Annotated in this window: 29 protein-coding genes and 1 tRNA gene; 3 read left to right on the top strand and 27 right to left on the bottom strand. The window is 67.2% G+C overall.

Annotated elements, in window-relative coordinates:
- The 19 genes from Q0Z66_RS04585 to Q0Z66_RS04675 all read right to left on the bottom strand — a co-directional run.
- The coding region (locus Q0Z66_RS04585) for a hypothetical protein (RefSeq protein WP_298038315.1) at window positions 1-278 on the bottom strand (278 nt) is incomplete at its 3' end.
- On the bottom strand, window positions 275-634 hold the full coding sequence (locus Q0Z66_RS04590) for a hypothetical protein (protein WP_298038318.1): 360 nt from the start codon (window positions 632-634) through the stop codon (window positions 275-277). The genes Q0Z66_RS04590 and Q0Z66_RS04585, both read right to left, overlap by 4 nt.
- 1 nt (window position 635) lies before the next feature.
- Window positions 636-1,919, bottom strand: coding sequence for a hypothetical protein (locus Q0Z66_RS04595; protein ID WP_298038321.1), 1,284 nt, complete (start codon window positions 1,917-1,919; stop codon window positions 636-638).
- A complete protein-coding gene (locus Q0Z66_RS04600; protein ID WP_298038323.1) occupies window positions 1,912-2,427 on the bottom strand; it encodes a hypothetical protein in 516 nt (171 codons plus the stop codon). Before Q0Z66_RS04600 ends, Q0Z66_RS04595 begins: the two co-directional genes overlap by 8 nt.
- A 15-nt stretch (window positions 2,428-2,442) precedes the next feature.
- Window positions 2,443-2,853 (bottom strand): hypothetical protein, encoded by a 411-nt coding sequence (locus Q0Z66_RS04605; protein WP_298038326.1) that lies wholly within the window; start codon window positions 2,851-2,853, stop codon window positions 2,443-2,445.
- A gap of 2 nt (window positions 2,854-2,855) precedes the next feature.
- Window positions 2,856-3,245, bottom strand: coding sequence for a hypothetical protein (locus Q0Z66_RS04610; RefSeq protein ID WP_298038329.1), 390 nt, complete (start codon window positions 3,243-3,245; stop codon window positions 2,856-2,858).
- Window positions 3,245-3,598, bottom strand: a complete 354-nt coding sequence (locus Q0Z66_RS04615) for a hypothetical protein (protein WP_298038330.1) — start codon at window positions 3,596-3,598, stop codon at window positions 3,245-3,247. Before Q0Z66_RS04615 ends, Q0Z66_RS04610 begins: the two co-directional genes overlap by 1 nt.
- A 69-nt stretch (window positions 3,599-3,667) precedes the next feature.
- Window positions 3,668-5,347: a hypothetical protein gene (locus Q0Z66_RS04620; protein ID WP_298038333.1), complete on the bottom strand. Its 1,680-nt coding sequence runs from the start codon at window positions 5,345-5,347 to the stop codon at window positions 3,668-3,670.
- A gap of 4 nt (window positions 5,348-5,351) precedes the next feature.
- The gene (locus tag Q0Z66_RS04625) at window positions 5,352-6,410 is read right to left on the bottom strand and encodes a hypothetical protein (RefSeq protein ID WP_298038336.1); all 1,059 of its coding nucleotides are present in this window, start codon (window positions 6,408-6,410) and stop codon (window positions 5,352-5,354) included.
- Between the two features lie 28 nt (window positions 6,411-6,438).
- Window positions 6,439-6,663 carry a hypothetical protein gene (locus Q0Z66_RS04630; protein ID WP_298038337.1) on the bottom strand — a complete coding sequence of 75 codons (225 nt, stop codon included), beginning with the start codon at window positions 6,661-6,663 and terminating at the stop codon, window positions 6,439-6,441.
- Entirely contained in the window at window positions 6,660-8,288 is a 1,629-nt protein-coding gene (locus Q0Z66_RS04635; protein WP_298038339.1) for a hypothetical protein, read from the bottom strand. Before Q0Z66_RS04635 ends, Q0Z66_RS04630 begins: the two co-directional genes overlap by 4 nt.
- An 86-nt stretch (window positions 8,289-8,374) precedes the next feature.
- Complete coding sequence (locus tag Q0Z66_RS04640; protein WP_298038340.1) at window positions 8,375-8,671, bottom strand: HNH endonuclease; 297 nt, start codon at window positions 8,669-8,671, stop codon at window positions 8,375-8,377.
- Complete coding sequence (locus tag Q0Z66_RS04645; protein WP_298038341.1) at window positions 8,668-9,105, bottom strand: hypothetical protein; 438 nt, start codon at window positions 9,103-9,105, stop codon at window positions 8,668-8,670. The genes Q0Z66_RS04640 and Q0Z66_RS04645 overlap by 4 nt, the downstream gene beginning before the upstream one ends.
- Before the next feature lie 4 nt (window positions 9,106-9,109).
- Window positions 9,110-9,418, bottom strand: coding sequence for a hypothetical protein (locus Q0Z66_RS04650; RefSeq protein ID WP_298038343.1), 309 nt, complete (start codon window positions 9,416-9,418; stop codon window positions 9,110-9,112).
- Window positions 9,418-9,663, bottom strand: coding sequence for a hypothetical protein (locus Q0Z66_RS04655; RefSeq protein WP_298038346.1), 246 nt, complete (start codon window positions 9,661-9,663; stop codon window positions 9,418-9,420). Before Q0Z66_RS04655 ends, Q0Z66_RS04650 begins: the two co-directional genes overlap by 1 nt.
- Window positions 9,660-9,836, bottom strand: a complete 177-nt coding sequence (locus Q0Z66_RS04660) for a hypothetical protein (RefSeq protein WP_298038348.1) — start codon at window positions 9,834-9,836, stop codon at window positions 9,660-9,662. The genes Q0Z66_RS04655 and Q0Z66_RS04660 overlap by 4 nt, the downstream gene beginning before the upstream one ends.
- A complete protein-coding gene (locus tag Q0Z66_RS04665; RefSeq protein WP_298038350.1) occupies window positions 9,833-10,153 on the bottom strand; it encodes a hypothetical protein in 321 nt (106 codons plus the stop codon). Before Q0Z66_RS04665 ends, Q0Z66_RS04660 begins: the two co-directional genes overlap by 4 nt.
- Entirely contained in the window at window positions 10,150-10,716 is a 567-nt protein-coding gene (locus tag Q0Z66_RS04670; protein WP_298038353.1) for a helix-turn-helix domain-containing protein, read from the bottom strand. The genes Q0Z66_RS04665 and Q0Z66_RS04670 overlap by 4 nt, the downstream gene beginning before the upstream one ends.
- On the bottom strand, window positions 10,713-10,868 hold the full coding sequence (locus Q0Z66_RS04675; protein WP_298038354.1) for a hypothetical protein: 156 nt from the start codon (window positions 10,866-10,868) through the stop codon (window positions 10,713-10,715). Before Q0Z66_RS04675 ends, Q0Z66_RS04670 begins: the two co-directional genes overlap by 4 nt.
- 107 nt (window positions 10,869-10,975) lie before the next feature.
- Between Q0Z66_RS04675 and Q0Z66_RS12495 the strand changes: the two genes are divergently transcribed.
- Window positions 10,976-11,275, top strand: coding sequence for a helix-turn-helix transcriptional regulator (locus Q0Z66_RS12495; protein ID WP_366938970.1), 300 nt, complete (start codon window positions 10,976-10,978; stop codon window positions 11,273-11,275).
- Here Q0Z66_RS12495 and Q0Z66_RS04680 read toward each other — a convergent pair.
- From Q0Z66_RS04680 to dusB, 5 genes are all read right to left on the bottom strand, one after another.
- Window positions 11,237-11,309, bottom strand: a tRNA-Asn gene (locus Q0Z66_RS04680). The genes Q0Z66_RS12495 and Q0Z66_RS04680 overlap by 39 nt on opposite strands.
- Before the next feature lie 97 nt (window positions 11,310-11,406).
- Window positions 11,407-12,183, bottom strand: coding sequence for an ATP-binding cassette domain-containing protein (locus tag Q0Z66_RS04685; RefSeq protein WP_298038356.1), 777 nt, complete (start codon window positions 12,181-12,183; stop codon window positions 11,407-11,409).
- 37 nt (window positions 12,184-12,220) lie between these two features.
- Complete coding sequence (gene dnaG, locus Q0Z66_RS04690; RefSeq protein WP_298038358.1) at window positions 12,221-14,080, bottom strand: DNA primase; 1,860 nt, start codon at window positions 14,078-14,080, stop codon at window positions 12,221-12,223.
- The gene (locus Q0Z66_RS04695; protein WP_298038359.1) at window positions 14,080-15,462 is read right to left on the bottom strand and encodes a deoxyguanosinetriphosphate triphosphohydrolase; all 1,383 of its coding nucleotides are present in this window, start codon (window positions 15,460-15,462) and stop codon (window positions 14,080-14,082) included. Before Q0Z66_RS04695 ends, dnaG begins: the two co-directional genes overlap by 1 nt.
- Window positions 15,452-16,606: a tRNA dihydrouridine synthase DusB gene (dusB, locus tag Q0Z66_RS04700; protein ID WP_298038361.1), complete on the bottom strand. Its 1,155-nt coding sequence runs from the start codon at window positions 16,604-16,606 to the stop codon at window positions 15,452-15,454. The genes Q0Z66_RS04695 and dusB overlap by 11 nt, the downstream gene beginning before the upstream one ends.
- Window positions 16,607-16,666: 60 nt before the next feature.
- Between dusB and Q0Z66_RS04705 the strand changes: the two genes are divergently transcribed.
- The gene (locus tag Q0Z66_RS04705; RefSeq protein WP_298038363.1) at window positions 16,667-17,161 is read left to right on the top strand and encodes a glutathione peroxidase; all 495 of its coding nucleotides are present in this window, start codon (window positions 16,667-16,669) and stop codon (window positions 17,159-17,161) included.
- 12 nt (window positions 17,162-17,173) lie between these two features.
- Here the strand turns inward: Q0Z66_RS04705 and Q0Z66_RS04710 are convergent, their stop codons facing one another.
- Complete coding sequence (locus Q0Z66_RS04710; protein ID WP_298038366.1) at window positions 17,174-17,848, bottom strand: DsbA family oxidoreductase; 675 nt, start codon at window positions 17,846-17,848, stop codon at window positions 17,174-17,176.
- A gap of 53 nt (window positions 17,849-17,901) precedes the next feature.
- Here Q0Z66_RS04710 and Q0Z66_RS04715 point away from each other — a divergent pair, with 53 nt between their 5' ends.
- The gene (locus Q0Z66_RS04715; RefSeq protein ID WP_298038367.1) at window positions 17,902-18,453 is read left to right on the top strand and encodes an AAA family ATPase; all 552 of its coding nucleotides are present in this window, start codon (window positions 17,902-17,904) and stop codon (window positions 18,451-18,453) included.
- A 7-nt stretch (window positions 18,454-18,460) separates the two neighbouring features.
- Here Q0Z66_RS04715 and Q0Z66_RS04720 read toward each other — a convergent pair whose 3' ends face one another.
- Both Q0Z66_RS04720 and recO read right to left on the bottom strand, forming a co-directional pair.
- Window positions 18,461-19,258, bottom strand: a complete 798-nt coding sequence (locus Q0Z66_RS04720) for an isoprenyl transferase (protein ID WP_298038370.1) — start codon at window positions 19,256-19,258, stop codon at window positions 18,461-18,463.
- On the bottom strand, window positions 19,255-19,998 hold the full coding sequence (gene recO / locus Q0Z66_RS04725) for a DNA repair protein RecO (protein ID WP_298038373.1): 744 nt from the start codon (window positions 19,996-19,998) through the stop codon (window positions 19,255-19,257). Before recO ends, Q0Z66_RS04720 begins: the two co-directional genes overlap by 4 nt.
- Between the last annotated feature and the right edge of the window lie 74 nt (window positions 19,999-20,072).

The following is a 20,072-nucleotide window of genomic DNA, read 5'->3' on the forward strand; positions in this document are numbered from 1 at the left end:
AGACGGACGGTTACGCGGGCGTCCTCCCGGTTCGGGGTGACTTCGCGGATGCCGAGGTCGAAGGATCGTCCGCCGGCGTCGATGACGATGCGGCGGGAGTCGCGCGGGTCGAGGTCGTCGAGCACGGATGCTTCTGTGATCGACAGGTCTACGGTCGCTTCGATGTGCGGTGCGCGGGAGCTGTCGAGCGTGATGCGGCCGGAGTCCTCGACGAGCGCGATGGGGACGCCCGGTGCGTCGACGATGCGGGCGGCGTAGGTGGGCGCAGTGACGGTCACTGGATCACCTCTTGGAAGGGAATCTCAACCCACCACACGTCGCGCGTCTCGTCGTCGAGCTCGACGCTGATGTCTCCATCCGCGACCACGAAGGACATGACGATGCCTGGGCGGTCGTCGTCGGCGATGGTGAGCACCTGCGGGGTGCGGAACACGGCGAACGCTGCGACGGCATCCGCTTCGACCGGGAACAGGCAGCGAAACGAGCCGGTGCGGAGACCTGGCGCGCGGAACGTGATGTCCGGGTTCGACCGGTTCAGGATCGGGTGCACGATGGTTCGTGCTTCCGAGGACGCCTGGTAGCCGTCGACGAGCTGCGGCGTGATGACGCCGGCGTCATGCGTGATGGTGGTCATGTCAATCCCACTTCAGGTTTCGAATCTGCTGGATCGCATTGTTCGCGGCGGCGATCGCCTGGCCCGTGGCTGCGCTGATGTCGATCGTCGCGGACATACCGTTGATCTGATTCACGGCGTTCTGTGCTGCGCTGATCGCGTCCCGGGTGGTGATGTCGAGCTTCATCTGGCGCCCGTTCACGTGATCAATCACGCCGTCAGCGTCGTCCTGGAAGGCATCGAGGTCTGTCGTCGCCTGCCCGGTCTCGGCGCTGATCATGACCTGACGCCCGTCCGGGAGCGTATAGACGACGTTCCCGAGCTCGTCGACTTCCTTCGTCGCTTCCGATGCAGACGAAACGATCTTCTTGAGACTGTCGGAGTACTGCCCGGCGATCGCCTGGCCTTCGGACATCTCGCCGGTGAGGTCGTCGAGCGCCTTCTGCCCGGTCGATGCTTCCTCCCGCATCGTGCGGTATTCGTGGTTCAGTCCGCGGATGTTGCCGCCGACTGCCTCGATCTTCTCGGAGACCGCGGCCGACTTGTCCGCGACGTTCTGCTGTGCGACCTCGATCGCGGTGAGGTCGCCGGCCATAGCGTTAGCTGCGTCGCTGACGCTCACTCCCCAATTCTTCGCGTTCTCTTCGGCTTGGGCGTACTTCTCGGAGTCGGTGTAGATCGCTTCGACCGCGGCGAAGTCGGCGACTGCTTCGGTCATCTTGCCGAGGCTGCCGATATAGGTTGCGGCCCATTCGGAGACACGTTCCTTGCGTTCCTCTTCCTGCTTCTTCATCTCCTCGAATCCGGCGACGGCGAGGCCGATTGCGCCGGCGACGCCTGCGAGCCCGAGGGACGCGGTGAGCGAACCGGCCGAACCGGCGAGCCCGCCGAACACGTCCTGTGCGATCTGTGGGAGGTCCTCGAGGTCGCCGCGGAAAGACGAGAACGTCTCGCCGAGGTTCTGGCTCAGCTCGTCGCTGACTTCGCCGGTCGCGTCACCGAACCGGCGCATGTCGTCGGAGCTGTCCCGCATGCCCTTGCCGATGTCGTCACCGGACTTCTTGCCCGCGCGGCCGGCTTTGTTTAGCTCGTCGCGAATCTTGCGAATCTCGTCGCCGGCGTCGTCGGTGCGGCGTTGCGCATCGCGCATGCCGTCCTCGAGCTTGTCCGTTGCCTTGTCGCTGTCACGCCCGACGTCCTCGAGAATCTCGGAGACGTCCTCGAGCGGGTCTATCAGGCCACGACTGATCGCGGACATCGCCGAGCGGGTGTCCGCGGCGATCGCGATATCAATGCCCTTAGCCATTGCTCTTTCCTTCGAGTGCTTCGTGGATCGCGCGTAGGAACGTCTGCGTGTACATGGCGAGCACGCGGGGCACTACGGATGCGATGGACGGATAGACGACATACCCTTGACGGTTCGGGCGCTTGAACGGCCGGTGGGGGTCGCGCCGGCGGGTGAACGTGCCGCCCTTGCGGGATCGCACCTGCTCGGTCGCGTTCGGCAACGGGTTCGCGCCGAACTCGACCGGGCCGTAGTGCGCTGATGGGCTGAGCCCGCCGGAGAGCTTGCGGGACAGCGACGCCGACTTGAGCCGAACGTTCTGGTCCGAGATCGCGACGCGGGCCGTGCTGACGAGCATGCGCGTCTCGAGGGCGGTGTTCGCGTGCTGCGCGAGAGTCTGCTGCCATGCCTGCTGAACCATCCCCTTGAGGCCTTGGCGCAGGTGCTTCTTCGTCTCGCGGTCGAGCTGCCGGAGCCCGCGGAGCACCGTCAGCAGTTCCCTGCTGCTGTAGGCACTAACGCGGAGCATCCGGCAGCTCGATGCTCAAGCGCCGGCGAGCGTGCGCGTCGGCTTGCCCTGCACGGGCATGGTGACGGATGCGGTGCCGAACGAGTCGACCTCCGCTCCGATCGTCGCGGCCTGCACGACGAGCGATCCGCTGAAACCGGTGCCGCCGGCGATCGGCTCGAGGCTGAACGGCACGGTCTCGCCCTCGTTGTCGTAGAGGTAGTTCGACAGGCTCGTGGAGAGCTCGTGGTCCTGGCCGACGTTCACCGTGAGCACCCACGTCGCGAGGCCTCCGCCGGTGAACACCGATCCCGGCTTGAGTCCCTTCCACGTCGCGCTCGAGGACGAGGGGACGAGCGTCGCGCCGGAAATCTCCGCGGCGAAGTCGTTCGCCCCGTCGCCGAGAGTCAGCTTCGATTCGGTCATGTAGAGCGGGTTGAACGGCATGATCAGTTCTCCTTCTTCTTGATTGCTGTGAGCGCCTCGAGCTGGATGTCATAGGCGGTGTACCTGGTCTGGAATGCGACCTTCTCCGCTCCGCGGAACGCGACCCACGGGACTTTCTGCAGCGGCTCGAGCAGCTCGTCGAGCAGGGCGTCGAGCGCCTCGTCAGCCTGCCCGGGGTCTTGGTTCTCACAGACGAGCGTGAGGACGAACGTTGCCATGAGCACGCCCTGCGCGCCGGGGTGCCGGATGACCGATGCGAGCTTGAGAATCAGGGTCGGCTTCGAGGGTCGGTCGATCTTCGTCTGAACGGGCACCCAACGGAACCGGCCAGGCTCGATCTGCTCGAGCAGGTCGTTCTCGAGGCGGGCGCGAAGCTCCGCGTACCCGGCCATTACGCGGCCTCGTCGGGTGCGTTGTGGCCGGTCGCGGGGACGCCGCCGCGGGGCGGGCGCATCATGCGTCGTGCTTCACGGGCGAGCCACGGCGGGTTGAAGTCGAAGCCGGCGACATCCATGCCGCCGTCCTCCCCCGCTATCGCGTCGTTCCACAGGCCACGGATGAGCGTGAGCTGCGCGAGGCGGATCGTCCGGTCACCGGGCCGCTCGGGGTCGTCCTCGGCGGGTGCCCATGCCTCGCATGCGTCCCTCGCCGCTTCGAGCATCCCCTCGAGCACGTCCTCGTCGATGCCCTCGGCGGTCTCCCACATCGCGGGGAGTTCCTCGGGTGTGATCCATTCGACAGCCACGGCTTGTCCTCTCAGGTGATGGGGTGCGACCCGCGCAGGGGGTGTGGGAGCGCGGGCCGCACCGGTCGGTTAGCCCTCGGTGTCGGCGGTGCCGATGTGGACGATCGCCTCGGGACGAGCAACGAACGTCTGCAGGTAGCCGTGAACGGCCTTGTCGATGCCGCCCTTCGCCAGCTCGAGCGCGTCGACGTGCAGCGGCCCGCCGGCGAGCTCGTCGAGCTCGATCGCGTAGTCAGCGCCGACGATCACCGAGGCGGTGTCCTTGATGCCGGTGTCGGCGTTGATGACGTGGACCTTGCCGTCCGCGGTCGCGGTGCCGTCGGTGTTCACGTCGAACGACACGAACTCGGGGATAAGGTCCTTCGGCGTGTAGATCAGCTCCTCGTACGCGGCGTCGTTCGCGATCGCGAACGTCGGCGTGTCCTTGCGTCCGTCAGCCTTGCGGCGCTTGACAGCGAGGATGCCCTGGATCAGCTGGCCCATCGCGCCGGCGTAGTCGTGGCCGTCGACGCCGGGGTACACGGTGGGAGCGACCGGGGTGCCGGCGTGCTGCACGATGAGCGCGAGCGCCTTCGCGTCGGACCACTGCGCGTGGTCGATCACGAGTTCGCGCAGGTACGCCTCGATGACTTCCTGACCGCCGGGGAGGTCGAAGAACTCGCGGCCGATGTCAGCGCCGCGGGCGTAGCGGAGCAGCGCGGACTCGACGGTGGTCGTGAAGCCGACACCGGAGTTGATCTCGGTCTTGTTGCCGGCCCACGTGCCGTCGCCCCAGGTGGGGTTGCCGGAGGTGCCGCGGTTGAACTTGAAGGCCTTCTTGCCGCCGGCGTGGATGTCGGTGCCGGTCTTGAGCAGCGGGACGACCTCACGCACGAACGGGGTGCCGAGCTCGAGCTGGCCGAGCCAGTTGGGCTGCAGGACGCCGGCGGCGGGCAGAGCACCGGTGCCGGTGAGCTTGATGTCAGACAGCGCGGCGAGCACTTCGCTCGCGCCGGCGTCGAGGGGGTTGCGGCGAAGCGTCGCGATGGACGCGAGAATCTCCTGGCCGGACGGGCCGCGCGGGGCGGTCTTGCCGGGGGTCTTGGGCAGCTGCACGGTTGCGGACACTTCGGTCTCCTGTTCGGTCTCGACCTCGGCGTCTGCGTCGGTCTCTTCCTCGGTGATGGTGGTAACGGTGGTGGTCTCGGTGCCGGCTTCGGTCTGCTTCTCCGTCGTCTCGGAGTCGTAGGCGCGCCGGTAGGTCTTGCCGTACTCGTTGGTGTAGACGGTCTCGGTGTGTTCCTCGGCGATGGTGTCGCCGTCCTCGTCCTCGGGGGTGTCCTCGGCGAGAACCTCGGCGGACGGGAACGCGCCGCGGACGACCTGCGCTGCGGCGGCGAGCACGCCACCGGTGGAGCGGCCGTCCTTGATGCCGGTCTTGAACTCGGCGGACAGGCACCGGCGGGTGCCGGCGGCGATCTCCTCGAGGGCTCGGTCACCTTCGGGAGTGCGGCCGATGCTGAACGTCGCCATGATGCCCTCGCGTTGCTCCCAGATTCGGGTCGCGCGGCCGATCGGCTGGAAGCGGTCGTGATCGACGTTGAGCGAGACCACGGACGGATCAGCGGGGATCGCGATGTCACCGGCCATGACCTTGAATCGGCCGGCGTTCGTGCGGCCTTCCTCGCCGTACGGCAGCAGCAGGCCGGTCATGCTGCGTTCGTCGAGGTCGGCGAGAATCTCGCCGCCCTGAATCTGGATGTCTCGCATGGTGTCAGTCCTCCATCGGTGTCCCGGTCTGAGCCGGGGTGCTGCTTGCGAAGTCGAATCGGACGCGGACACCGGCGGGCACAACGTCGTCCTGAGACAGCCGGTGCTCGAGCGGTGCCGTCCAGAACGACATGCGGTCGGCGAGCTCCTGACGTTCGGTCTCCTGCGTCTCGTAGGTGAGCGACGACTGCGGCTTGGAGCCGTCGAGTGCCGACGCGTTGAGGTTGAGGAAGTTCGCGATGTCGATGCGCACCGAGTTGCGGGCCTCGGTGAGCACGTCCACGCCGCTGTTCTCCTCGAGGCGCAGGTTCACCTTGTACGGGGCGAATATGACCGTGCCGTCCGGGGTGCGGGTCGCGGCGGCGATCTGCTCGACGTACTTCTGCGCTTCCTTCTTCGTGAAGCCGCCCTCTTCCTTCTCCTCGGCGATGATCGTTGGTGAGGGGTTACGGACTCGCGCGGCCCACGCCCGCTCGATCGCCTTCGCGCCGCGGATCGTGTCGGCGGCGATGTTCAGCAGACCATCGAACGGGCCTTCGAGGACGAGGCAGCTTTCAGCGGCGACCGGGGTGCCGTCGATGAATACCGTTCCGTCCTCGTCCTGCTGCCACCGGTGGAAGGGCACGCGGCGGGCATCGGTGATGATGCCGTGCGCCTGACCCTCGGCCGGCGCTTCGCGGGCGACGAGCCAGAGCGCGACGCCGTAGAAAATCTGGTCGTCGAGCGTGTGTGCCATGCGCTGCCAGGCGGTCTCGTCGACGTCGGTGCGGTACAGCCACGGGTGCTCGGTCGTGATGTCCTCGGCGTTGTCGAGCGCGCGAAGCGGACGGTCTGCTACCGCGACGATGCGGTGCCGGCCGGATGCCACGGCCGGCACGCTCATCGCTTCCTTGCGTGTGACGGGTGCGTTCTCGACTCCGAGGATGTCGGACCACACGAACTGCTCGAGCTGCCCGTCAGACCACGGCGACGCGATCCCGGTCGTGCTGGCCCCGCCTTTGATCGGGCTGAGCCGGCCGCGGTCGAAGCGGTCGATCAGTGCGAGAGTCCGGGAGAGTTTCACGTCTCCTACGATCCACAGAGGGTGTGACTTATCCGGCGGGTTCGGCGTGTCGAGATTCGGCCTTGCGGCGTGCGACGCTCGCGGAGCGGGCGTCGAAGCCGTGCACGTTGATCAGGTGACGCTCGCCGGCGGTGTACGCATTCTCGACCGTCCACGTGAACGCGTACCAGTACCCGCACTCGGAGCAGACCGAGTGCACGTACCGGACTTCGCCGGCCTCGCGGGTGACTTCCCGCTTGATGGTGGCGCTCATGCTGCCACGATCCCGGTCTCGTCACTGCGGCTCTTCACGTCGTAGTGCTGATCCCAGTTGCGGAGAGCACGTACGGCGGCGTCGAGACACGTGATGTCGTCGCCGCGCTCCATCGGCGTGAACAGCCACACGCCCTGATCGTTGCGTGTCTCTCGTTTCGCTGCGCGCTCGACGGCGACGTCGAGGCCGGTCTGCCCGGTGAAGTGGATGAGCGTGCCGCGCTCGAGGTCGCGCAGGAACTGGATGCAGCCGGCGGCGGTCTCACGGTACGTCTGCATCCGTAGGCGTGGCTTCGGGCGCAGGCGTGCGGCCTCGGTCGCGGTGGCCTTGCCCTCGGCGATGTCGTCGAACGCGATCGTGGAGCCGGGGTAGCTGCGGGAGAGCTCCTGCAGGCGCTTCGGGAGCCAGAGTGTGCCGGTGCGGTGCTCGACGACCTCGAGGACGGCACGCTTCTTCTGGTCGCGGTACGCGGCGACGATCGCTGCGACGCCTCCACCGGGCTTGATCGCGACGCCGAACGCGACGCGGCGCGGGAGCGGCGGGCGCTTGCCACGCTCGGTCGCGGCCCACCATTCACCGGGCACGGCGCGTTCGCCGTAGGTCTCAGGCCAGAGCGAGAGATACTCGCGTGCCCACTCGGGGCGCGGGATGCCGTGCCAGCGCTCCCGCATGCGCTCGATCGTGGTGAGCGTGCCCACACCGGGGTGCACGGTCGCGAGCAGCTCCATCGCGGCGTCGACGTTCTCGACGATGCTCCACGGGGTGTCCTCGGCGGCGGCGTAGTCGATGCCGCCCATGCCGGGTTTACCGGCGCGGAGCTGCTCGAGGAACGTCCACAGCACGCCGGCGCGCTGCTCGCCTGCGGTGCCGGAGACGATGATCTTGGAGTCCGGGCGGGTGTCCTGCAGCGGGAGGATACCGGCGAGCAGCGCGGCTCCGTCCTCGGGGTCGATCTCCTGCGCCTCGTCGATCCACGACACGTCCGCGGCCTTGCCTCGGTACGCCTTCGCCTCGGGCCGCACGACTTGGAAGCTCGAGCCGTTGTCGAAGTAGACGCCGGCCTTCGTGTTGCCGCGGAGCACGCGGAAGCCGCGGCCGTACGTGGTCGGCTCGTCGAACGGCACGGCGTCGAGACCGAACAGCGCTTCGGCGCGTGTCTGTGCTGCGGGCTTGCGCTTCACGCCGCGGAGCCACGGCGGGATGCCCTCGTCATCGGGCGGCGCGATCCGGTCGAGTCCGTCGCGTGCCCACTCGTCGAGCGCGGAGACACCGGCCATGCCGGTTTGCGCGGAGAACGTCACCTTGTAGCGCGGGCGGGACGTGCAGCGGCCGAGGCACCAGCTGAGGATCGTGGTCGTCTTGGTGCCGCGGCGCGGAACCTCGACGACAGCGCGCGGGTCCGGGCCGTTGAGCACGTCGGCGATGAGCAGCTGATGCGGCTGCAGCGGCTCGAGCGCGGGGTCTTGCGAACGGACGGCGGCGACGGCCTCGGCGTCGTCGAGATCGACGAGGACGTAGCCCATCATCGCTGCGCCGGCGAGGAACTCGGCGCGGAGTTCGTCGCTGTCGTTGAGTCGTCCGCACCACGTCGGCTCGAGCGCGCGCGCTCGCACCTTCTCCCACACTTGGGGAGAAAAACTTGTGCTGCCCGCTAGCGGAGGTACAGCCGCCGACTCAAAAGACGAGTCGGACAGCGCGAGCGGCGTGCCGTTCACCATGTTCTGATCCCTTCGCGTGCGTTGCCGGATGCTCGGCGACGACTGTTGGTCTGCTGGGCGGCGAGCTTGCCGCCGGCCTTGAGGTTGCACATCGCGTGTGCGGCGCCGGTGTTCTGGCGTGTGGTTCGTCCGCCCTTCGATGCGGGCGTGAGGTGGGCGACGTGCCAGCGCTGGCCCTTCTCGACGGGGCGTCCGCACTCGACGCATGGCAGCGGTAGGCGGGCCTCGAGTTCGGGGCGCAGGTGATAGGTCGCGCTCGTGTGCTTGGTCGCGCGGTGGTGCTTGCTCATGCCGTGGTCTCCATCCACTCCGCGCCGAGCAGAGCGAACAGGTCGACCTCGACCGCGGGCACGACGTACTCATCGACGAGCGCGAACGTGATCGGCCGGTCCTCGTCACCCGTGAACGGCAGGTAGTAGTCGCTCGGGCGCGATGGGTTCACGAGCCTGTAATGGGTCCAGCCTCGCTCGTCGTCGTGCCAGATGTTCTCGACGCGAAGCGGCCCGTTACCGATGATGAGGCCACGCCATGCGGCCGAGTAGACCACGAGGTCTCCGAGCTTCGGGACGACCTCGTGCGCGGCGGCACGGTGCTGCTGCACGGCGTCCGCGTTCTGGCCTAGCGTCCGCTCGCGGTCGTCGCGCCAGTCGAGGTAGAAGTCACGCACGAACGACGACACGTCCTCGCCGCAATCCGGGCAGACCGGCTGCAGGATCGTGACCATCTCGTCATTCACCGTGACCACCAACCTCGACATTGGCCCGCGCGCGGCGCATGCGGCGGCGCTGATCGACCGCGCGGCACAGCCGGTCGTGTGCTCGGCGGGTCGGCATCATCAGCGGCAGGACGACGCCCTGCATGACCGTCTCTCGGCCCGTCTCCCAGAGGTGGTTCTCGTCGCGCGCGATCTTCCGCTCGGCGCGGTCGCGGGAGTAGCTGCGCCGAGCGAAGCGACTGTGCTGCCCGTCGATCTCGGCCATCCACCGCGTCACGCCGAACACGTTCGGGGTCACCTTGTAGCTCGTGATGGGGTACATCAGTCCTGTCTCCGAATCTCGTGGATGCCAGTCATGCACGCGCCGCGAAGCTTGCCCTCGGAGTCCCATGCCTCACGGCAGTCGAGCCCGCGACCCGCGTCGGGTCCGTGATTATGCACGCGGTAGGACTCCACCTCGTGGCGCTCGGCCTCGACGATGAGGTCGATGAGCTGCACCTTCGTGAAGCGGGCGAGCGCGCGCCGGCGGTGCAACTCCTCGTCGCGGATCATGGCGTCCCAGGTCATCGCGTGGCCTCGCTGTTCTCGGGGGTCGGAACGGGAGCGTGCACGCTCCCCACGGCGGCCCCAGCCGCTCCCGTTCCGGGCTTGTGTGCTGCGCGGTACTCGACGATGAGCACGAGCAGCCAGAGAATGATCGTGAGCGGGATGCCGACGATGGGGTCGATGTAGTCGATCACTGGTCGTCCTTCCGCTCGACGTTGGGCAAGTGCGAGAGTCCGTCGAACAGGCGACGTGCTCCGACGACGTACTCACTGAGCATCCTCGCTGCATCCCTGAACGCTTCCGCCTTGCGGAAGTCGGCCGCTCCTGAGATCACTCCACGTGCGATCTGTGCGAGGGTGCGTGCGACGCGTACGCACTCGTCATGTGCGGCCTGTGGTGTCCAGAGCACGGCTTCCATAGCGAATCGCTCGGAGAGCTCGTAGAGCTCGTTGCTGAGCGCGATGCGGTCGACGTCGAGGATCGGGTCGGGCTTGGTGCGGTTGCGTGTCATGCTGTCTCTCCTGTGACGAGGGCGACGCGGCATCCGCGTTCGCAGTGACGGTCATCGATGAGCGCGTGTCCGCACGCGCTCGCGCGTTCAGGAACGTAAGAAACCTCTTTGTCCCTAGTTGTTTGGTTAGAGGGTGGTTTGGGTGACGTGGGCGTCACCCCCGGGGTGACGTGGGTGTCACCGGGTGACGTGGGTGTCACCCCTGTGGATAACTCATCTATGGGCAGCTCGACGACGCTCTGAGTGCGCGTGCGATGCTGGCTCGTGCGGTCGCAATCGGGCGGGCACGTGAGCAGGAACTGGTAGCGGTTCGGGCGCTGATGCTCTGCCACGCGGTGATCGCCGCCGGCCTGCACGAATCGACGCACCTCGTGCAGCTCCTCGAGCTTGCGAACCGAGCGCTGCACCGAGCGCGGGTCGACGCCGGCGTACTTCGCGAGCTTCTCGACGGACGGCCATGCTCCCCCGTCGCCGTCGTGGTTGGCGATCCCGATCAGCACGAGCTTCGTCGCGCCGGTGGCGCGAGAGTGGTGCAGGGCGATCGCCATTGACTCGATGCTCACGCCGACTGCTCCTCGACCACCTTGGGATCGAACAGGAACGCTCCGCGCAGGCCCGGCAGCTTCGTCACGGGCACGAGGTCGCCGCGCTCGACACGGCGGGCGACTTCGCGCGTCGTGGTCTGCAGAGCGTCCGCGACTTCGCGCGTCGTCATGAATCTAACGTTGGACATAGGTCTAACCTAAGTCATAAGTTAGACCTATGTCCAGCATCTACACAGGTGCTCGAGTGAGTCAGGTTGCTAAGGTTAGACACATGAGCATGAATGTCGAGATTGGTGAAGTCCCCCAGTGGACGATCGCTGACCGCCTGCGCAAAGCGCGCGAGAGCGCCGGGTTCGAACAGCGGGACTTCGCCGCGCGTACGTCTATGTCGCGCGCGACGATCTCCGCGGCCGAGAACGGCCACCGCGTGCCGTCGAAGGCGAACCTAAAGCTGTGGGCACTCGCGACGGGCGTGCCGTACACCTGGATCCTTAACGGCGAAACCCCGCCCACAGGGGGCGGGGTTTCTAGTGTGTTGCTCCCCGAGTTGGACTCGAACCAACAACCTGCCGGTTAACAGCCGGCTGCTCTGCCAATTGAGCTATCGGGGATTATTTCCTCGCAGTAGAGGCAACTCCTCTAGCTTAGCAAACCTCCAGGCCTCCTCGTCACATCGAGGGGCCTCCTCGGGCGTGTCGCCGCTGGCGGTCAGCGGCTGCGCGAATCAGCCTCGGCGTTCGGCACCCAGAGAAGGTCTTTTCCAACGCCCCGCGCGACGACGTGGCCACCGCGCAGCATGAGCGTCTCGGCATTGAGCTCGCGGATGAACGCCGCGTCATTCGTGACGAGGAGGGCCCCCATCCCCTGCTCCTTGCGGCGCCGGGTAATCGCGTCGAAGACGACCGGGCGCACCTCGAGGTCGAGGTTCGCGAGCGGCTCATCCGCGATCAGCACCGACGGTTCGAGCACGAACGCCCGAGCGATGCCGACGCGCTGGCGCATACCCGCGCTGAGCTCGTACGGGAACCTATCGGCGGTGCCCAGCGGCAAATGCATCTCATCGAGCAGCGTCGCCACCCGGATCGACAGGGCCTTGGTGTTCACGCGCTTCTCACGGATGAGAATGGGCTCGGCGATGACCTCGCCGACCGTCAGCGTCGGCGGAAGACCCGCCCCGGCCCCCTGCGGGATGAATCCGGTCTGATAGGTGAGCTCACGGTGCCGGCGACCCGGCTTGCGCACGTTGACGCCACAGACCTCTGCCCGTCCGCCGACGATCTTCACCGACGGATCGGTCGAGCCGGCGAGGGCCGCGACGAGCGTGGACTTTCCGGATCCCGTGGGGCCGGCGACGCAGATGAGCTCCCCCGGAGGCAGCTGGAACGAGACGCCATCGACAGCGCGGGTCGGCAGTCCATGCCCGATGCGATCCACCACCAGATCAGAGCAATCGATGGCGAAGGAGGAGGAAGAGCGGCGAGACATGTCCTCCATCCTCCCCCGAAGGCGGTATACCGACCGGTTACGACTCGGTGAACCGCTGACGCTCGATATCGAGATCGCGCAGACGCACGCGCAGTGCGCGTCCGCCGTCGGAATCGGCGGGCACACGCTGCACGGCGGCCAGAAGCTCGTTCTTCTCCCGATCGAGCGTGCGCAGGATCATCCGGCGGGCGAGATCGGCGGTGGATGCCACGGCTCCGGCTTCGTCCTTGGCCGGGAACGGGCTCATCAGCAGTTCACCGGCGAGCGAGCGGTACGGCTCGCGCACCGCGTTCACAGCATCCATCGCCCACCCGACACGCGTTCGATCCGGAACCGCCACGATCACCTCGCGCACGGCTTCGAGTGCCGGATGCCGGAAAGGCTCCGCAAGAGCCCGCGAGAGCGTGGCCTGATCGATCTGATGCCCGTACTGTAGCGCGCCCATGAGCGCTCCCCGCTCCATCGCGACATCCGCGGTGCGCGGCAGGCTCGCCATCGTGACGGCGACGGCCGCCGGCGCCCCGACGGGATCGTCCGCCGGGCGCTGTTCCGCTTCGCGGCGCGAGGCGCTCGCGCCCCCGCGTGCCGCGCGCTCGACCTCGCGGCGCACGTCCGTGGGATCCATTCCCAGCCGTCGTGCCAGCACCCTTTCGTATCCCGGTCGCAGCAGACGGTCACGGATCTCCGCGACGATGGGCGCGGCAGCCCGCAGCGCACCGACCTGCCCCTCGACCGTCGCCAGGTCGAACCCCGCGAGCTTTCGATCGATGGCGAACTCGAACATGGGAACCTTGGCGTCCATGAGGCTGCGCACCGCCGCATCGCCGCGCTGCAGGCGCAGATCACAGGGATCGAGGCCGTTGGGCGCCACAGCGACGAACGTCTGGGCGTTGAAGCGGTCGTCCTCCGTGAAGGCGCGCAGGGCCGCCTTCTGCCCGGCCTCGTCTCCGTCGAAGGTGAACACGACCTCACCGGAGGCCGAATCATCGCCCATGACGCGGCGCAGCACCTTGATGTGATCGGCCCCGAACGCGGTGCCGCAGGTCGCCACAGCGGTCGTGAGTCCCGCGAGGTGGCAGGCCATCACATCGGTGTATCCCTCGACGACGACCACCCGACGCGGGTCCCCGCGCGAGATGTCGCGCTTGGCGAGATCGAGCCCGTAGAGAACCTGTGCCTTCTTGTAGATCGGCGTTTCGGGGGTGTTCAGGTACTTCGGCCCCTTGTCGTCGTCGAACAGCTTGCGCGCGCCGAAGCCGATCGTCTGGCCCGTGACATCTCGGATCGGCCACACCAGGCGGCCGCGGAAGCGATCGTAGACGCCCCGCTGCCCCTGCGAGACCAGTCCCGCGGCGAGAAGCTCGTCGCGGGTGAAGCCCTGCGCCGTGAGGGCCTTGAGCATGCCGTCCCAGCCGCGCGGCGCGAAGCCCACGCCGAAGTGCGCGGCGGCGCCGGCGTCGAAGCCCCGTTCGCCGAGGAAGCGGCGTCCGGTCTCCGCGTCGGCCGTGAGCAGCTGCCCGCGGAAGTACTCCGACGCCGCCGAGTTCGCAGCGAACAGACGTGTCCGCCCGCTCGTCTCCGGCGCGGCTCCGCCGTCTTCGTAGTGCAGTGTGTAGCCGATGCGGCCGGCAAGACGCTCGACCGCCTCCGTGAAGCTGACGTGGTCCATCTCGCGCAGGAACGAATAGACGTCGCCGGACTCTCCGCAGCCGAAGCAGTGGTAGTACCCCACCTGGGGGCGCACGTGGAAGCTCGGGCTCTTCTCGTCATGGAACGGGCAGAGGCCCTTGAGCGATCCGACACCGGCGGATTTCAGGGCTACGCGCTCGCCCACGATATCGGCGATATTGGTGCGGGATTTGACCTCGTCGACATCCGCCTGCCGAATCAGGGGCATCAGCGCACCGGTTCCGGGGCGCGCGCCGGAGCGTGCGGGCGCGCGGATGCGGTGCGCGGGGTCCAGATGCCGACCTCAGCCGGGTCGATGTCGCCGACGAGCCGGCTGTGCCAGTCGAGCGCCGTCTGATCGGTGAGGCTGGCGATCTGGTCGACGACGACGCGCGCGCGCTGAGCGTCGGACTCGGATGCCAGGAAGTCGGCCGCGAACGCCGGTTCGAGCACATCAGCACCAGCAGTCCAAAGCGTGTCCGTCGACCAGAGCGCGTCGGCCAGTCGTGTGAGAACGCGGCGCTGCTCCCGGTAGACGCCCTTGCGCGCATCGATCGTGACGATGGCCTGTCCCATGATCCCCTTGAGCACGGCGATCTCGGTCTCGACGACCCGGGGCACGATGACATGGGCGTTGTACCGGGCCAGCGACGGACCGCTGTAGGCCTCGCGGGTGGCGGTCACCGCGGCCCGCGCGAAACGGCCGATCAGGTCGCTGGTGAGGTTCTTCAAGCGTGCGAGGTCCTGACGGGAGCGGTCGAAGGACTTCAGCCACATCGGCTGACGCGTGAGCCGGTACAGCGCATCCGCGAGCTCTTCCCGCGTGAAGTCGTAGCCCACCCACTGCTGGATGCGGCCCACGAGCGCATGGTGCTCGGCGGGGTCAGAGAGTTCCGCGACATCGAGATAGCCGTTGACGATCGCGTCCTCGAAGTCGTGCACCGAGTAGCCGATGTCGTCCGAGAGGTCCATGATCTCCGCTTCGATGCACCGCAGGCGCCCAGGAGCACCCTCGCGCATCCAACGGAACACCTCTTCGTCCTCGGGGTAGACGCCGAATTTGAGGCGTCCGCCCGGGTCGGGCATCGGGCTGTCCACCGTCCACGGGTACTTGCACGTCGCATCCAACGTCGCGCGCGTGAGATTGAGCCCGACGGAGTGCTGCTCATCATCGAGCACCTTGGCCTCGAGCCGTGTCAGGATGCGCAGCGACTGCGCGTTTCCTTCGAAGCCGCCGATGTCCTCGGCCCAGTCGTTGAGCGCTCGCTCGCCGTTGTGACCGAACGGCGGGTGTCCGAGATCGTGGCTGAGACAGGCCGTGTCGACGACATCCGCGGAGACGCCCAGCGCGACGCCGAGCTCTCGGCCGACCTGCGCCACCTCGAGTGAATGCGTCAGGCGGTTGCGAGCGAAGTCGGCCGTGCTCGCCGGGCTCAGCACCTGCGTCTTCGCCGCCAGGCGCCGCAGCGCTGCGGAATGCAACACCCGAGCCCGATCCCGTGCGAAGCCATCGCGCTCGGACCGGTGCTTCTCGCTGAAGAAGCGTTCCGTGTCGCGCGCTTCATAACCGGCCAGCACGTTCTCGGCACCGGTCGAATTCTCAGCCGCCACTGTTCTCGATCTCCGCTCCACGCATCATCTCACCGGCTCCCGCCGCGAGTTCCTGGGAATCCAACCAGCCCTCGGGAAGGTGCGGCCGCTTCGGCCGGCCCGCGCGACCGCGCTGTCCCTCGGCATCCGCGCCCGGATAGGGTGCGTCGTGATCGAGCTGGCCGAGAAGATCATCGATGTGGGCGAGGCTCTGCGCCGTCGCGAGTCCCGTGCGCACATCACTGCCGACCGGGTAGCCCTTGAAGTACCAGGCGACGTGCTTGCGGATGTCGCGACAGCCGTGGTCCTCGCTGTCGAAGAACTCCACGAGCAGCTCCGCGTGACGGCGGAAGGCATCGGCGACGAAGCCGAGCTTCGCATCGACTTCCCGCCCCTGACCGCCGAACGCGTTCGCCAGCTCGCCGAACAGCCACGGGCGGCCGAGGCATCCGCGCCCCACGACGACGCCGTCGCAGTCGGTCTCGGCCATCATCCGCACCGCGTCCTCGCCCGACCAGATGTCGCCGTTCCCGAGCACCGGGATGCTCGTCACCGCCTGCTTGAGCTCGCCGATCGCATTCCAATCGGCGTGGCCCGAGTAGAACTCATTGGCCGTTCGCGCATGCAGTGCCACGGCCGCGGCCCCCGCATCCTCCGCGGCGCGACCCGCATCGAGGAAGGTCAGGTGATCCGGGTCGATGCCCTTGCGCATCTTCACCGTCAGCGGGATGTCTCCCGCAGCCTTCACCGCGCGGTCGACGATGTCGGCGAACAGCTTCGTCTTCCACGGCAGTGCCGCTCCCCCGCCCTTGCGGGTGACCTTGGGCACGGGACATCCGAAGTTCAGGTCGATGTGGTCGGCGTGATCCTCATCGACGATGACCTTCACAGCATCCGCGATGGTCTTCGGGTCGACGCCGTACAGCTGGATCGACCGGGGCGTCTCGCTCTCATGATGCTGGATCAGGCGCATGGTCGTCTCGTTGCGCTCGACGAGCGCGCGCGAGGTGATCATCTCGCTGACGTACAGGCCCGCACCGTACTCACGGCACAGACGCCGGAAGGCCGTGTTCGTGATTCCTGCCATGGGGGCCAGGACCACGGGCACGTCGAGGGAGATCGGGCCGATGCGCAGCGCGCGCGCGGGAGCAGAAGCAACAGTCATATCCCTCCCATTCTCCCATCCTCCGGCCGCGCGCGCCGCATGTCGGCATAGCATGTGCATATGACCGATTCCGCCGTGCGCCAGATCCCGTTCACCGATGCTCAGGGAGCCGAGAAGACCCTGGATGACGTCGGCGCCGATGTGATCCTCGTGGTCAACGTCGCCTCCAAATGCGGGCTCACCCCGCAGTACGAGCAGCTCGAACAGCTCCAGCGCGCTTACGGCGATCGCGGGTTCAGCGTGATCGGCTTCCCGTCGAACCAGTTCATGGGACAGGAACCGGGGTCCATGGATCAGATCCTCGAGTTCTGCTCCACGACCTACGGCGTCTCCTTCCCGGTGAATGAGAAGGTGAAGGTCAACGGCCGAAACGCCGTCGAGCTCTACAAGGCGCTCAAGCAAACGCCGGATGCTGCGGGCAAGGCCGGCCGCGTCGAGTGGAACTTCGAGAAGTTCCTCGTTCTTCCCGACGGATCGGTGAAGCGCTTCCGTCCGAAGCAGAAGCCGGACGCCCCCGAGATCGTCGAAGCGATCGAGAGCGCCCTGCTCCGCTGATCCGCCTCCGGGTCAGGCAGAGGCGTTCTCGCCGCGCTTGGCCCACAGGTCGCGCAGGACGGTCTCGAACGTCGATGCGGGCTGAGCGCCCGAGATCCCGTACTGGCCGTCGATGACGAAGAACGGAACGCCCTGGATGCCGTAGGCACGTGCCTGCGCCTGATCCTGGTGGACGGCCGGCAGGTACGTGTTCTCCGCAAGGGCGGCACGCGTCTCATCGGCGTCGAGACCGACCTCGACACCGAGCTCGACGAGATCGTCGATGCGTCCGACGTGCTTTCCTTCCATGAAGTACGCCGTCATGAGGCGCTCCTTCATCTCGTGCTGCAGCCCCTTCGCCTTTGCATGGTGCAGCAGCTCGTGGGCCTTGACGGTGTTGGTGTACTGCAGCAGATCGAAACGGTACTCGAGCCCGGCGTTCCTCGCGACGCCGGTGACCTGCTCGAGCATCTGCTCGATCTGCTCACGGCTCATGCCCTTGCGCTCGATGAGGAAATCGACCTGCGTTCCCGGATAATCGACCGGGGTATCGGGAGAGAGCTCGAACGAGTGGAAGGTGATGGTCACCTGCGGGGCATCCTCATCGGCGGCGATCGCTTCGAGACCCTTCTCGAGATTGCGCTTGCCGATGAAGCACCACGGGCAGGCGATGTCGGACCAGATATCGATGGAGATGGGTTCAGTCACATCATGATTCAAGCGCATCCTGACGCGGAATATTCCGTTGGTAGCATCTTCGGATGCTCACTTCCGGAAACGTGCTCCCCTCGGCCCCGCAGCGTGTGCTGATCGCCGGTGTCACCGGCGCAGGGAAGACCACGCTGGCACGGCGCATCGCCGATCGCTTCGGCCTCGTGCACCACGAGATCGACGCCCTGCACCACGGGCCCGACTGGACCGTCCGACCGGAGTTCCTCCACGACGTGCGCGCATTCGCGGCGACGGATCGTTGGGTGACCGAGTGGCAGTACACGTCGAAGGGCGCCGATTCGATCCTCGCACCGCGCGCGGACCTCGTCGTGTGGCTGGACTACCCGTGGCACATCGTGCGCCGGCGTCTCATCGCGCGCACGTTGAAGAGGCGGATGCTGCGCACGAGACTGTGGAACGGCAACGTCGAACCACCGCTGTGGAGCCGAGAAGCCTGGAACGGTGACAACGACATCCTGGGCTGGCAAACAGGCACCCGTCACAAATGGGACGAGCGGATGCCCGGCGTCCAGGAGTTCTATCCGCACCTGACAGTCGTCCGCTTCCGCCATCCGCGCGAAGCCTCCCGCTGGCTGCGCTGAGGGCGGGTCAGACGGCGGGCTTATCGATCGCGCCACCGAAGCGGCGGTCGCGCGAGACGTAGACCTCGATCGCGCGCCACAGCTCCTCGCGGGAGAAGTCGGGCCAGAGCGTGTCCAGGAAGACCATCTCGGCGTAGGCCGACTGCCAGAGCAGGAAGTTCGACGTGCGCTGCTCGCCCGATGACCGCAGGAACAGGTCGACGTCGGGCATGTCGGGCACGTAGAGATTACGGCGGATCATCTTCTCGCTGATGGCGTTCGGCTTGACCTTGCCGGCGGCGACGTCCGCGGCGATCGAGCGCATGGCGTCGACGAGCTCGATGCGTCCGCCGTAGTTGACGCACATGGTGAGCGTCAACGTATCGTTGCCCTTCGTGAGCTCCTCCGCATACTGCAGCTCTTTGATGACCGAGCCCCACAGGCGCGGCTTGCGGCCCGCCCAGCGCACCCGCACGCCCCACTCGTTGAGCTGGTCGCGACGGCGGTGCAGCACGTCACGGTTGTACCCCATGAGGAACCGCACCTCTTCGGGAGAGCGCGCCCAGTTCTCGGTGGAGAACGCGTAGACGCTGAGGTGCTTGACGCCCGCTTGGATTGCTCCGGCGACGACGTCGAGCAGCACCTCTTCCCCGGCCTTGTGGCCCTCGATGCGGTTGAAGCCGCGCTTATTCGCCCAGCGGCCGTTGCCGTCCATGACGATCGCGACGTGCTCGGGCACCTTCGCGAAGACCGGCGGGTGGATCCCCGTCCAATCCAGCGGGCGGTAGGCAACGGCATCCTTGTGCGTGTAGGGCTGGGGGCTCAACGGATCGCCTCTCGGGACGGGTCGGAGACATGGGCGAGCGAGCGGATGCCGCGCTCCAGGTGGTACTGCGCATACGCGGAGACGAGGCCGGATGCTGCGGCGGTGTCCGACGGCGAGGCGGCATCGATCGCACCCCACTCACCGCGGATCAGAGATCGCAGCAGGCGAATCGTGCCGTCGGCGATCTTCGGGCTGCCGGCCGGGGCGCACGACGTGCAGACGAGACCGCCCAGCTGGCCGACGAAGTGGGTGTGCGGGCCTGGCGCCCCGCACCGGGCGCAGTCGCCGAGCGACGGCGCCCATCCTGACAGCGCCATGACGCGCAGCAGGTAGGAGTCGAGGATGCTGCGCGCCGCGTGCTCGCCACGGGAGAGCGCGCGCAGGCCGCCGACGAGCAGCAGGTACTGCTCGGGCGTCGCCTCCGCGTCGTTGAGCCGGTCGGCGGTCTCGACCATGGCGCTCGCTGCGGTGAAGCGCTCGTAGTGCACGGCGATCTCGCTGCCGTAGGAGCCGAGGGTCTCGGCCTGCTGGACGATGTCGAGAGATCGGCCCTGGTACAACTGCACATCGGCGACCATGAACGGCTCGAGCCGTGAGCCGAACTTCGACGAGGTGCGTCGCACGCCCTTCGCGACCGCACGGATCTTGCCATTGCGCCGCGAGAGCATGGTGACGATGCGATCCGCCTCACCGAGTTTATGGGTGCGCAGGATCACCGCTTCGTCTCGATAGGTGGGCACGGTTCGATTATCCTCCGCCGGAATGGGAAAACGCGCACAGGCTCGGGCGAGGCAGAAGCGGCCTCCGCACATCG

Source organism: uncultured Microbacterium sp. (assembly GCF_947632095.1).
Classification (GTDB): Bacteria; Actinomycetota; Actinomycetes; order Actinomycetales; family Microbacteriaceae; genus Microbacterium.

Bases quoted from the DNA above. Each gene is read 5' to 3' on its own strand.
- Q0Z66_RS04590 (WP_298038318.1), bottom strand. From the start codon at position 634: ATGACCACCATCACGCATGACGCCGGCGTCATCACGCCGCAGCTCGTC.
- Q0Z66_RS04595 (WP_298038321.1), bottom strand. From the start codon at position 1,919: ATGGCTAAGGGCATTGATATCGCGATCGCCGCGGACACCCGCTCGGCG.
- Q0Z66_RS04600 (WP_298038323.1), bottom strand. From the start codon at position 2,427: ATGCTCCGCGTTAGTGCCTACAGCAGCAGGGAACTGCTGACGGTGCTC.
- Q0Z66_RS04605 (WP_298038326.1), bottom strand. From the start codon at position 2,853: ATGCCGTTCAACCCGCTCTACATGACCGAATCGAAGCTGACTCTCGGC.
- Q0Z66_RS04610 (WP_298038329.1), bottom strand. From the start codon at position 3,245: ATGGCCGGGTACGCGGAGCTTCGCGCCCGCCTCGAGAACGACCTGCTC.
- Q0Z66_RS04620 (WP_298038333.1), bottom strand. From the start codon at position 5,347: ATGCGAGACATCCAGATTCAGGGCGGCGAGATTCTCGCCGACCTCGAC.
- Q0Z66_RS04630 (WP_298038337.1), bottom strand. From the start codon at position 6,663: ATGAGCGCCACCATCAAGCGGGAAGTCACCCGCGAGGCCGGCGAAGTC.
- Q0Z66_RS04640 (WP_298038340.1), bottom strand. From the start codon at position 8,671: ATGAGCAAGCACCACCGCGCGACCAAGCACACGAGCGCGACCTATCAC.
- Q0Z66_RS04645 (WP_298038341.1), bottom strand. From the start codon at position 9,105: ATGGTCACGATCCTGCAGCCGGTCTGCCCGGATTGCGGCGAGGACGTG.
- Q0Z66_RS04650 (WP_298038343.1), bottom strand. From the start codon at position 9,418: ATGTACCCCATCACGAGCTACAAGGTGACCCCGAACGTGTTCGGCGTG.
- Q0Z66_RS04655 (WP_298038346.1), bottom strand. From the start codon at position 9,663: ATGACCTGGGACGCCATGATCCGCGACGAGGAGTTGCACCGCCGGCGC.
- Q0Z66_RS04665 (WP_298038350.1), bottom strand. From the start codon at position 10,153: ATGACACGCAACCGCACCAAGCCCGACCCGATCCTCGACGTCGACCGC.
- Q0Z66_RS04675 (WP_298038354.1), bottom strand. From the start codon at position 10,868: ATGACGACGCGCGAAGTCGCGGACGCTCTGCAGACCACGACGCGCGAA.
- Q0Z66_RS12495 (WP_366938970.1), top strand. From the start codon at position 10,976: ATGAATGTCGAGATTGGTGAAGTCCCCCAGTGGACGATCGCTGACCGC.
- Q0Z66_RS04685 (WP_298038356.1), bottom strand. From the start codon at position 12,183: ATGTCTCGCCGCTCTTCCTCCTCCTTCGCCATCGATTGCTCTGATCTG.
- dnaG (WP_298038358.1), bottom strand. From the start codon at position 14,080: ATGCCCCTGATTCGGCAGGCGGATGTCGACGAGGTCAAATCCCGCACC.
- dusB (WP_298038361.1), bottom strand. From the start codon at position 16,606: ATGACTGTTGCTTCTGCTCCCGCGCGCGCGCTGCGCATCGGCCCGATC.
- Q0Z66_RS04705 (WP_298038363.1), top strand. From the start codon at position 16,667: ATGACCGATTCCGCCGTGCGCCAGATCCCGTTCACCGATGCTCAGGGA.
- Q0Z66_RS04715 (WP_298038367.1), top strand. From the start codon at position 17,902: ATGCTCACTTCCGGAAACGTGCTCCCCTCGGCCCCGCAGCGTGTGCTG.